Raw genomic sequence first — 8,973 nt, 5'->3', positions numbered from 1 at the left:
TTCCTGTCCCAGGCGTGGTCGTTTATGGCCGGGTTGTCCCTGTGGTCCTTCGTGAGCAGTTCCTCCTGGATGGAGATCTCTTCCCGGGTGTTGAATATGTATGCTTCCTGATCGTGGCGGTGAGCGGCCAGGCGGGGGAGCGCGGCCTCGTCGTACTTGATGAAATTCTGGCCCGCCCTGGTGGCGGTGTATCTTCTGAAACCGAGGTGGACAAGGGCGTCAACCCCGATCCGTACCGATGTCTCCAGGGATTCGCGATATATGTTCTTCACGCCGGCATCGATGAGGTCGTACGCGTCTGTCCGGTTGCGGGCCCGGACCATGATCGTGAGGTGGGGGAATTCCGTCCTGGTCTTTTCCACCATCTCAGCGTTGATCTCCGGTGAATCGATGGAGGCGATGAGGATCTTCGCGTTTTCCGCCCCGGCCGATTTCAGGATGTCTATCCTCGTGGCGTCGCCGTAAAAGACCTTGAACCCCATTTTCCTCAGCAGCTCCACCCTGTCGGAATCGTTGTCCAGGATGGTCGTGTGGATACCGTTCGCTCTCAGGAACCTGCCGATCGTGCTGCCAAAATGTCCGAATCCGGTAATGATGACGGGGTGCTCACCTTCGATCTTGTCCGCTTCCCTCGTCTCAGGGGCCTCTTTCGTTCCGAATCTCGGAAGGATGAGCCGCTCGTTCACGAGAAGCAACAAAGGTGTCACCGCCATGCTGATTGCCGTGACACCCATCATCATATCCGACCAGTGAGCCGACAGGATACGGAGCTGGGCAATGAAAGCGAAAAGCACAAAGGCGAACTCACCGACCTGGGACAGCCCCAGGGTGAAGATGCTGTTCTGGTCGAAACTGAGGCGGGACATCCTGCCCGTCATGTTGAGCACGAAGGCCTTGACGGCGATGACGCCCAGGACAAGCACGGTGACCGTGAGGGGATTGTCGAGGATAAGCCTGAAATTGATGGAAGCCCCCACGGCTATGAAGAACAGGCCGAGCAGCACCCCCTTAAAGGGTTCGATATCGCTCTCCAGCTCGTGGCGGAACTGAGAGTTGGCGAGGACCACACCCGCGAGGAATGTTCCGAGGGCCGGACTGAGACCCACTATTATCATCAGGTCGGCGGTGGCAATGACGATGAGCAGAGCGGCAGCGGTGAAGAGTTCGCGGAGGCGTATCCGCGCGATGAACCGCAGGAAGGGCACGATGACAAGACGCCCTCCGAGAATGACGGCAGCGACGGCACCTATGAGGGTGAGGGTCTGCGCCCATCCGGGCAAGCCTTCGAGCAGTGTCTTGTGCCCTTCCACCGCCTGGGGCGCGGACGACATGGCCAGAAGGGGCAGGAAGGCAAGGATCGGTATGACCGATATATCCTGGAAAAGCAGGACAGCGAACGAGGACCTTCCGGATTCGGTTTTCGTCAGCCCTTTCTCGCGCAGGGTCTGCATCACTATTGCCGTGGACGACATGGAGAAGGCAAGGCCGCAGGCAAGGGCCGCCTGCCAGGAGAACCCGGCGACAAGGAGACCGCCGAAACACAGCAGTGTCGTGGCGCCCAGCTGCACCGCTCCTGTTCCTGCGATGAGCTTGCGCATCTTCCAGAAGCTGGCGGGTTCCAGTTCAAGACCGATGAGAAAGAGCATCATCACCACGCCGAATTCGGCGAAGTGCATGATGTCCTTGCCTTCCTGGCCCACAAAGCCCAGAAAGAAGGGGCCGATGATAATGCCGCCCAGCAGGTAGCCCAGCACCGAACCCATCCCCAGCTTCTTCGCGATGGGCACGAACACAACGGCGGCCGCAAGATAGATCAGAGCATCGTGGAGAAAGCCATTGTTCATCCGTCAGCCGTTTCCTTCCCGGCCTGAAGCCAGTCGTTGAGGTATTCGCAGTCCAAAATGTCCCTCAGCTCCGTTCCGCCCTTCGTCAGTTGCTCGAGAAGGTTGCGATAGGCCCCCGCGCATTCCTCCAACTCCCGGTCTGTGAGAAGGTACGTGCCGTGTACGACAAAAGGGGGTAGGTAGACCATGTTGCACAGGCGCGCCGTCTGTTCAAAGGATATGAAAAACTCCGGAAGCGTGTGCCCGTGTCCCCCTGACACGTAGACATCCCTCGTGCCGCCCGCGGTCAGGGCGTTGAAAATGACCTTGCCCCTGAGATTGGTGCCGCCTTCGCCATGGGCCCAACCGTGTTCAAGTACCATGTCGATCCATTGTTTGAGCAGGGCCGGCGCCCCGTACATGTACAGGGGATGCTGCCAGATGATGACCTGATGGTCAAGAAGGAGTTCCTTCTCCCGCTCCACGTCGACGTTGAAATCGGGGTATTCCTCGTAAAGGTCGTGAAGGGTAACGCCGGGCAGGTTTGAGACCCCCGTGAGGAGGGCCCGGTTCACCCGGGATCTTTCGAAGCGGGGATGGGCGAAAAGTATGAGAATGTTGGTCTTCGACGTCTCCATACAAGGGGTCTTTTCCTGCCGGAGAACCAGTTCTCTCCATCACTGCGGCAGGTAATGTACAGTATCATATCGGCCACATGCATGACAAGACGCCATACCGGAAGACGAGTGACCCCAAACCCGCACATCGCCATACCGGTTTCTCTTCGTCATTGTTCATTACATGCCCGGTGAGGGACCGAAGCACTGGTCTTCGTCATCGTCGGCTGCGACAGCGCTTGATAGGAGGCCAACCATGTCCGGCGTGTCTTCCATAGCATCGGAAATATCTTTCGATCCAGCCCCGTACGGTCCCGGTTGGTAACCCGGATTGAAGACGATATCGGTCTCGTTCCTGATGGCCTCGTAGGCGCCGTCAGGGTCGCCCGTCCTGAGACCGTTTACCCTCTTTGTCTGGTCGATGGACGTGTTGTGCCGCAGGTAGGCATAATCCTCAAAGGTGAAGGGGACCCCGTTGGCAGGGTCGATGAACCTCTCCCATGCTATCCGCCCCTGGGTATCCTTTCTGAATACCGTTCCGGGGTCGGCTCCGTCCAGGAGTCGGTCGAACTCCTTTTTGTATCGTTCTAGATCGGCCAGCAGTACGGTTACCTGCGCTCCGGTTTGGTTTTTGTTGGTCTTCCACGGGAAACCTTTGAACTCGAGATTCCGGTCGGGTTCTTTCGGGTCGTACCTGTATGTCCCGGCCCTGGTATCCCACGCTCCCTGGCTGTACTGATACATGCCGCCTATGGTGCCCTGTCCTCGTAGTTTCTCTCCAAGGCTAGATTCTGCAAACGCAAACCATGCGGCGGTGTAGGCATCGTCCTTGGACAGCCCTGCCTGCTGTGCCCTCTCGAGTATGTACCGTGCGTTCCGTGTCTGATTCTTATTAAGAGGTGTTCTCTTCATCTTGTCCTCCTTTACCTACTGTTTCAGCATGGGGTATCCCTGCCTCACGAGTCTCTCTATCGTTCCTTTCTTTGCCAACGGGGAGGGATAGGGGAGTGTTTCAAGCTTTTTCAGAGTTTCACTGATGATCCCCGGGTCCTGTGTACTTTCAATCGTGGCGAGCCAGTTTTCCACAATATAATTGAGCTGCGTCCTGACCTTTTCTGTCATGCCGGAAGCCTTTGCCTTTTCCATCCACCGGGGATACGTGTCTTCGATAAGTTCCTTGGCGTGGGCCACGAAGTATTTTTCGAACCCCTTGCCCTTTACACGGACGAAGCGAGGGGTATAGCGATAGATGGCGAGGATAGGCCCCTCCGCATCGAGATCGGATATGACTTCCGTGATATCCTTGCTTGGCGAGACCACGGGTATGTAACGGTGGACCATCGTCTCGTACATGCCGTCTCCATCGAGGTCCTCAAACACCGGCGTGTGACTCCCCAGACCGAATTCGGAATAGGACCGGCCATCGAAGATTCCCAGATCGTATCGCCCGAAGTGCCAGTTTTGATAGATAACGACAAGAGGGTTGTTGTCCTCCATGACTACCTTAATGGGCATGACACCGTCTTCATAGGATGGTTTCCCCGTGACGATGGAAAAACTCAGTCTGCCGGAGGCGACCTGCCTGAAATACCCGTAGGCATACCCCTCTTCCGGTTCATACACAACGCTGTAAATGAACGTGTCCCGTCCGTCCTTTACGGACCTGATGCTCTCTTCGTCCTCCGGCCACCCGGCGCAGGCGGCGTCACCGGGGGAGGTGCATGTGCCGAAACGCACCCATTCGGGTCTCTCCGGCTCGGCCGCGCAAGCCGGGCAAAAGGAGCAAAACATCACGGCAAGAAGAGCGAAAAGAGCGCCATATCCGATGCATCTACCCATCCAGTCACGTGTCATTCGAAGACCTCCTCTTCGGAAATTTTCCCTATATTACTTCCTGGTGATGAAAACGGTGACCGTGGAGGGACGATGCCCGCGTCCGTTCGGGACGGAACAACCATTTTGACCCTCGCATCGCGGTCCGTAATGGTGTTATCATGAGGGATGCGGTCTGGTACGCTTACCGCGGAGGGTGGCGAATGTCTACAATACAACGTTTCGCAGCGATCGGCCTTGTTCTTGTCGCTGTTGTCGCCGTGCTTGCTTGCGGCTGCAGTCGAGAGACCGAAGAGGACAAGGTGAAGAAGGTCATCACGGACGCTCAGGCGGCGGTCGAAGAGAAGGAGATCAAGAAGGTGGTCAGCGCCCTTGCGGACACGTACAGCGATCCCCGGGGGTTCAACCGCGACGATGTCAGAAGGGTCCTGCTCGGCTATTTCCTGGGACATCCGAAGATAACCGTGTACATCAACTATCTGAGAGTATCCGTCGACGGGGCGTCGGCCAGGGCGGCATTCCAGACTGTCCTGACGAGCGGAAAGAAGACGGGCTCTCCCGCCGACGTCATCCCCGAATCACTCGGCGTCTACCGCTTCGATGTCTCATTGAACAAGATATCGGGGGACTGGAAGGTCACCTCGGCCAGCTGGGAGCGGGTGGGGGAAGAGTAAAGACGGTTTCAGGTCTCAGGTTTCACGTCGCAGGTTAAATATGGAGAACTCGCGCTTCAAGCTGTCTTCCCGCTTCCAGTAGTTGACTCCGCCCCGGGCTATTTGATAGTATTGACGATAAACTCTTATCGAGTCCGTTTGTTTGTGAAATCGGGCAGGGGAGGTGGCAATATGAAGGACACTGCAAAAAAGATCGATCCTGGAGATTACATTCTGGCAGCTCTCTCGCCGAAGGACAGGCTTGAGGCCGCCTTTAGAGTTGCCGGTGAAGCCTTCAAGAAGACATCCCTCACCATAAGAGATGTTGATAACGCGGTGAAAACGGTCAGGAGAAAGGCTTACGAAAAGAAAGCCTAAGGTCGTCATCGACACGGGGGTGGTCGTTTCGGCCTTTGCCTTTGGCGGTTTACCGAGACGGGCCTTGATGAAAGCCTTTCAAGAGACGGAGATTTGTGTTTCGCCATCGCTGCTCAACGAATATCGTGACGTACCGCAGGAACTTTTCCGGAAGAACAAGATAGACAAAGAACAGTTTAAGGGGCTGATAGCGGGAATAGCCGCCCTTGTGTCGTCTGCCAGAGTTGTGGTGCCCCGGGATGTGCTGAAGGTCTGCCGGGATCCCAAGGACAATATGGTGCTGGAGTGTTGCGTCGAAGCCGGAGCGGATATGCTGATCACCGGGGATAGAGACCTGCTGGACATAGGGGGTCTTCCCTTTCGTCTCCGCATAGTGACCCCGAGGACGTTCATAACGACGGCTTAAGCGGTCTGGTCCCCGATTCCTCCGCGGGTATTATTTCTTTGGCGTTCTTCTGGCCAGGTTGGGGTAGAGTTTTTTGGCGCAGTCGGGGCAGATGCTGTGGGAGAATTCGGCGTCGATGTGGTCGCGCATGTATGTCTCTATCTGCTGCCAGTATCCCTGGTCGTCGCGGATCTTCTTGCAGTGGGAGCAGATGGGCAGGCAGCCGCGCAGGGTCTTGACCTCCGCCAGCGCCTGTTTGAGTTCTCCGATCAGTTCCTCGTTCTTCCTCTCGGCATCCTGGCGCCGCCGGATCTCCTTCTGCGCGAGGCCGAGTTCCCTCTTTGTCTCGGCGACCTCCTTGAGGATGGCGAGCACGGGCCTGTTCTCTATGGGGTTCCCTTTCTTCGAGTTCTGCCAGTTCAGATAGAGGTACAGGAAGGGAAAGGCGAAGACCGCGATGACGAGGCGGCTGAGCAGGGTGCCCTTCATGATGTTGACGTAGTCGGGACTGCCCAGGAAGGCGCCCGTCGCGAAGAGGAGCACGTCCAGCCACATCACGCCGAGCAGGGTGACAAAGGCCCTCAGCCAGAGCCGGTTGAACCTCGTTTTGCCGAGAAACTCCCATGCCATCGCCAGGAAGATGAGGTCCGCCACGGTGGTGGCCACCGAAGCGGTGTTGATCCTGAAGCTCGGGATGGGGACATGCGCGAGGGGGCTCGCGCCGATGAACTTTGTCTGCAGGTGCAGGGCGAGCGCTATCAGCGGCACCATCGCGGACACCCCGGCGACGGTCGATATGGCAATGCGCGTGGCGTGGGGCCCGTCGAATATGTACACGGCGAAGACTCCCAGCAGGAGCGACGTGTAAAAGACGGTGGACCCGACCATGAACGTGATGCCCGCGATCTGCACCGTGACACCTGCGTCGGTCACCCACGACATGACGGCGGTGATCCCTCCCATGAGCGCGTAGAAATGGGCCAGCCCGAACCGGTCACGCAGGGAATGCGCCCAGAGCACGAGAAAGTAAACGACCATTGCCTCCGAGATCAGTATAAGGAGTTCAGTTTTCATGTTCAGGCAGGATCACGAGTGTATTCTGTGGATATAGCATTTCTGCCGGCGGAACGGTCGGAAGGCCGTTTCCCCGGTCGATGACCCGCCAATACCTCCGAAGTTGTTTACCCCCACTGCATTATTCCATCATTCTTTGTGAAACGCCATTAAAACTTCTATCGCCTTCGTCGGGCATTACTTAAGAGGATGAAGGCGAAAAGACGGCTTGAATCGCTTGAGTAGCTTGAATGGCTTGAGGGTTAACGCATGAGCACGAGTAAACAGGGGTTGACCCAGAGTCTTCGGCACAAGACCTTGTCTCTCGCCCGCTTCGCTCGAGTCCGCAGAGTTCACAGAGAAAAGACACGGTCTGATCGCGAAGCCTTCCACGATCAGGCCGCCTTTGCACTCCCGCTCGCGCGGGAGGGGGAGATCGATAAACGTTTTTGACCGTGGCGGAGCTATGCCGTGGTTTTTTGCTTGGTTGTCCGGGGGGAACGTTTCTTGAGGCCTGTCGATTTGCGGGCAAGGTTGATCAGTGACCGCAATGCCTCGTTGACCGCCTCATCGGTGGGGAAGACCTTCGCCACATCGGGACTGAGGAGAACGAGGTTGGTGCCCTTGCGGTAAGCTTCGAAATGTTTGCCGCGGATGCCTTTGCCGAAATCTTCGCGAGTGTACAGTGGGCGAAGCTCGTCATTGCTCTCAGCTTTCTTCATAGATCTTCCTTTCCTTATCGAAAGATACGTTATGTTTGCGCAGGTTCGACATGGCTTTCCCCGGGTCCCATTCAAAAGTTACGCCGTTCATTATATGATGGCTCCATCATATGTGAAATAGGCAGCCCGCAGGGGAATCCAGGTCAATTCTGAACTCAGTGCGTTCACTTTCGGATGGGCCAGGTCAAGCCTGGCACGAGCTCAGAGAACCGGTGCAGGCGGACCAGGGGTTGGGTATTTCCAGACCAGCCCCTCTGTAGCCCTGTTCGTCCTTTAGCCGCCCATTTTCTTGTTCTCGCGAAGTAATAGCAATCAGAAGGCCGAAAAGGAAGGAGCCGGGCATGCAAGAGAGTTTTGTTGAACACATTGTGCTCTACAGATCAGAGGATGGTCGGATGACTTTGGATGTTAATCTGCGGGAAGATACGCTCTGGTTGACTCAGAAGCAAATGGGAATGTTGTTCGAAACAGAACGAAGCGTTATCACCAAGCATGTAAACAACATACTGAAGACCGGGGAGCTTCATCTCGATTCAGTATGTGCAAATGTTGCACGTACTGCCGAGGATGGAAAAACGTACCAAACGAAGCTCTACAATCTGGACATGATTCTTTCCGTAGGCTACAGGGTCAACTCCAAACGAGGAACACAGTTCCGTATCTGGGCCACAAACGTGCTCCGCGACCACATTCTCAAGGGCTATTCCACAAACCAGAAACGGCTCAGGGAACTGAACAGGGCAATCAGGCTGATCGCCGACATTGCGGACAGGAAATCTCTGACGGGTGACGAAGCGACAGCCTTGCTCCGGGTTGTTGCAGACTACAGCTATGCGCTTGATCTCCTGGACGATTATGATCACGGCCGAGTTCGTGCGGGCGAGGTGACGGTAGCCACCGTTTCGGCTGTCACGTATGAAGAGGCTGTCAGGATCATAGGGCGTTTGCGCAGGCAGTTCAGGGCCGGAGATCTGTTCGGCCTCGAAAAAGACGACAGCCTTAGGGGATCCCTTGCCAATGTAGTGCAGACCTTTGACGGCAGGGATCTCTATCCGGGGCTTGAACACAAGGCCGCGCAGTTGCTCTATTTCCTCGTCAAGAACCATTCGTTTATCGACGGAAACAAACGAATAGGCGCGGCCCTCTTTTTATGGTTTCTCGAGAAAAACGGAATCTTGTACAATGCGGATGGTTCCAAACGGATTGCAGACAACGCGTTGGTGGCCATGACACTGCTCATTGCCGAAAGCCGTCCGGAAGAGAAGACTGTTCTCACTGGAGTTGTTGTCAGTCTTATTGATCGAAGGAATCGATGAACAGTCGTGCCGTGGCCCGCAATTCAAGAAACCAGTCGCACACCCGTTGTGCTGGAAAAGATATTTCAAGACTTTCTCCCCCGCCGGGAACTTCCAACGGTAATAGAAGTCGCGAGTATCCGCTATGTCCACCCGGTGCGCCCGGCGACGAGCTTCGGCAAGAACACAGCAAAGAAAGGTATTGAGATGGGAA

Annotated in this window: 10 protein-coding genes; 4 read left to right on the top strand and 6 right to left on the bottom strand. The window is 56.1% G+C overall.

Translation table 11 applies throughout. The features are described from left to right. The 4 genes from GXX82_15415 to GXX82_15400 all read right to left on the bottom strand — a co-directional run. A partial coding sequence (locus GXX82_15415; GenBank protein ID NLT24429.1) for a potassium transporter occupies nucleotides 1-1,844 on the bottom strand: 1,844 nt, incomplete at its 3' end. After that, on the bottom strand, nucleotides 1,841-2,461 hold the full coding sequence (locus GXX82_15410; protein ID NLT24428.1) for an NAD(P)H oxidoreductase: 621 nt from the start codon (nucleotides 2,459-2,461) through the stop codon (nucleotides 1,841-1,843). The genes GXX82_15415 and GXX82_15410, both read right to left, overlap by 4 nt. A 159-nt stretch (nucleotides 2,462-2,620) precedes the next feature. After that, the gene (locus GXX82_15405) at nucleotides 2,621-3,352 is read right to left on the bottom strand and encodes a hypothetical protein (protein ID NLT24427.1); all 732 of its coding nucleotides are present in this window, start codon (nucleotides 3,350-3,352) and stop codon (nucleotides 2,621-2,623) included. A gap of 15 nt (nucleotides 3,353-3,367) precedes the next feature. Beyond that, nucleotides 3,368-4,294 (bottom strand): hypothetical protein, encoded by a 927-nt coding sequence (locus GXX82_15400; protein ID NLT24426.1) that lies wholly within the window; start codon nucleotides 4,292-4,294, stop codon nucleotides 3,368-3,370. A gap of 182 nt (nucleotides 4,295-4,476) precedes the next feature. On the opposite strand from GXX82_15400, the gene GXX82_15395 reads away from it, so the two are divergent. From GXX82_15395 to GXX82_15385, 3 genes are all read left to right on the top strand, one after another. Continuing rightward, nucleotides 4,477-4,947, top strand: coding sequence for a hypothetical protein (locus GXX82_15395; GenBank protein NLT24425.1), 471 nt, complete (start codon nucleotides 4,477-4,479; stop codon nucleotides 4,945-4,947). Nucleotides 4,948-5,118: 171 nt separating this feature from the next. Then, nucleotides 5,119-5,304 (top strand): hypothetical protein, encoded by a 186-nt coding sequence (locus GXX82_15390; protein NLT24424.1) that lies wholly within the window; start codon nucleotides 5,119-5,121, stop codon nucleotides 5,302-5,304. Between the two features lie 19 nt (nucleotides 5,305-5,323). Beyond that, nucleotides 5,324-5,710 (top strand): putative toxin-antitoxin system toxin component, PIN family, encoded by a 387-nt coding sequence (locus GXX82_15385; protein NLT24423.1) that lies wholly within the window; start codon nucleotides 5,324-5,326, stop codon nucleotides 5,708-5,710. A 30-nt stretch (nucleotides 5,711-5,740) separates the two neighbouring features. On the opposite strand, the gene GXX82_15380 is transcribed toward GXX82_15385, so the two are convergent. Together GXX82_15380 and GXX82_15375 are read right to left on the bottom strand one after the other, a co-directional pair. Continuing rightward, complete coding sequence (locus tag GXX82_15380) at nucleotides 5,741-6,763, bottom strand: hypothetical protein (protein ID NLT24422.1); 1,023 nt, start codon at nucleotides 6,761-6,763, stop codon at nucleotides 5,741-5,743. 443 nt (nucleotides 6,764-7,206) lie between these two features. Continuing rightward, a complete protein-coding gene (locus tag GXX82_15375) occupies nucleotides 7,207-7,464 on the bottom strand; it encodes a hypothetical protein (GenBank protein NLT24421.1) in 258 nt (85 codons plus the stop codon). Between the two features lie 341 nt (nucleotides 7,465-7,805). Here GXX82_15375 and GXX82_15370 point away from each other — a divergent pair, with 341 nt between their 5' ends. Beyond that, nucleotides 7,806-8,780, top strand: a complete 975-nt coding sequence (locus GXX82_15370; protein ID NLT24420.1) for a cytochrome C biogenesis protein CycH — start codon at nucleotides 7,806-7,808, stop codon at nucleotides 8,778-8,780. The last annotated feature ends 193 nt before the right edge of the window (nucleotides 8,781-8,973 follow it).

The organism is Syntrophorhabdus sp. (assembly GCA_012719415.1).
GTDB lineage: Bacteria > Desulfobacterota > Syntrophorhabdia > Syntrophorhabdales > Syntrophorhabdaceae > Delta-02.
The sequence above is the reverse complement of the archived record's forward strand: the minus strand, read 5'-3'. Positions and strand labels throughout refer to the sequence as shown.

Excerpts from the sequence above, each read along its gene's own strand:
- GXX82_15400 (NLT24426.1), bottom strand. The coding sequence starts at position 4,294 with ATGACACGTGACTGGATGGGTAGATGCATCGGATATGGCGCTCTTTTC.
- GXX82_15375 (NLT24421.1), bottom strand. The coding sequence starts at position 7,464 with ATGAAGAAAGCTGAGAGCAATGACGAGCTTCGCCCACTGTACACTCGC.
- GXX82_15410 (NLT24428.1), bottom strand. The coding sequence starts at position 2,461 with ATGGAGACGTCGAAGACCAACATTCTCATACTTTTCGCCCATCCCCGC.
- GXX82_15395 (NLT24425.1), top strand. The coding sequence starts at position 4,477 with ATGTCTACAATACAACGTTTCGCAGCGATCGGCCTTGTTCTTGTCGCT.
- GXX82_15380 (NLT24422.1), bottom strand. The coding sequence starts at position 6,763 with ATGAAAACTGAACTCCTTATACTGATCTCGGAGGCAATGGTCGTTTAC.
- GXX82_15390 (NLT24424.1), top strand. The coding sequence starts at position 5,119 with ATGAAGGACACTGCAAAAAAGATCGATCCTGGAGATTACATTCTGGCA.
- GXX82_15370 (NLT24420.1), top strand. The coding sequence starts at position 7,806 with ATGCAAGAGAGTTTTGTTGAACACATTGTGCTCTACAGATCAGAGGAT.
- GXX82_15405 (NLT24427.1), bottom strand. The coding sequence starts at position 3,352 with ATGAAGAGAACACCTCTTAATAAGAATCAGACACGGAACGCACGGTAC.